General features: G+C 34.9%; 2 protein-coding genes. Both read right to left on the reverse strand.

Annotated elements, in window-relative coordinates; all coding sequences use genetic code 11:
• Positions 1 to 101: 101 nt before the first annotated feature.
• A complete protein-coding gene (locus AC1DTM_RS26865; protein WP_016105792.1) occupies positions 102 to 722 on the reverse strand; it encodes an FMN-binding negative transcriptional regulator in 621 nt (206 codons plus the stop codon).
• 187 nt (positions 723 to 909) lie between these two features.
• A partial coding sequence (locus AC1DTM_RS26870) for a GrpB family protein (protein WP_477001318.1) occupies positions 910 to 1,317 on the reverse strand: 408 nt, incomplete at its 5' end.

Here is a 1,317-nt window from a genome sequence, read left to right on the forward strand (position 1 = left end):
CCCCAATTGTTAGACTGTGTCTAACAATTGGGGTGCACTTCAAAATTAGCACGACTTTTTTATAATTATTTGATTTACCGAGCGCACTCTATATGTAATCGTTAACCCTCATTATTATACAACTGCTCCTTCATCCATCTCGCAATCCCCCTGCTCCCTTCACTCCCAACTTTCTCAAGTTCTTCTACAACTAATCCTCTTCTCTCCACAGAATGATTTTGACTTAACTTCGCTTTTCCTTCTATTTTATTTATCTTTATTTTAAACCCAACTATTCCCCTACTTAATCCTTCCATATAATTCGGATCTACATCATTCAGTGAGTAGGTGCTTTTTGGATTTTCATATTTATGTACTAAATCTTGAAGTGAATCTATTAATTCCTGTTCATCTTCAACAATTTCTAACTCTCCATATACATGCACCGCAACATAGTTCCATGTTGGTACTGCTTTATTTGTTTCATACCATGATGGAGAGATATAACTATGTGGCCCTTGAAAAATAGCTACCACTTGTTGATTTTCACTATCTTTCCACTGCTCATTTGGACGTGCAAAATGCCCGGATAAAGTAAGTGTTTCCCTATTTAACAATAACGGTAAATGCGTTGCGTACGGTGCTCCGTTATGTTGAGAAAATAAAGTTGCAAAGCTATTTTGTTCAATAATTTCGTACTTCTTCTCTTCATCTTGTATAGTGAAATGTTTTGGTATGTACATAAGCTCCCTCTTTTCTTATCTTCTTATTTCCCATTATATTTACGAGATTTATTATTTGGCAGGGACAGATTGTAATTGTTTTATAAGGTCAGTTCATATAGTAAAACCTCTTCTTCAAAAATAATAGGTGGCATTATATGATTTCTGCCACCTTAGTCTATTTTCTTATTGATACAAACTCCCTTATTCAACTATCCTTCATAGCTTTTTCCAATACAGCTTCAATGAATTCCGTTTTACCTAAGCTATAACTTGAGCGATTTTCCGCCGTTTCTGCTAACTCTTTCTTTAACTTCCCATATTCAATAACAACGTTTGGATTTCCACGAAGATAATCACGAAACGCCACATGTCTTCTTAACTCTTCACTATTCTTATCGCATACATATAAATGATGTTCCATCCAAATTGTATTCTTCCCATCCCTCGGAACATATTGATCCTTTCTTCCAAAAGCCTCTCTCCCCTTAAAACTCCACTCTTCTTGATGAAAATATCCTATCTTTTCAAACCCCTTTATTACTTTAGGAAAAACATCATAATCTTCTATTACAACATCGACATCTAATATCGGTTTAGAAGCAAGACCTTTAAC

This window comes from Bacillus sp. P4_D3 (assembly GCF_056401855.1).

What these genes read in the sequence shown, in the direction of transcription:
- AC1DTM_RS26865 (WP_016105792.1), bottom strand. Translation starts at nt 722, where the DNA reads ATGTACATACCAAAACATTTCACTATACAAGATGAAGAGAAGAAGTAC.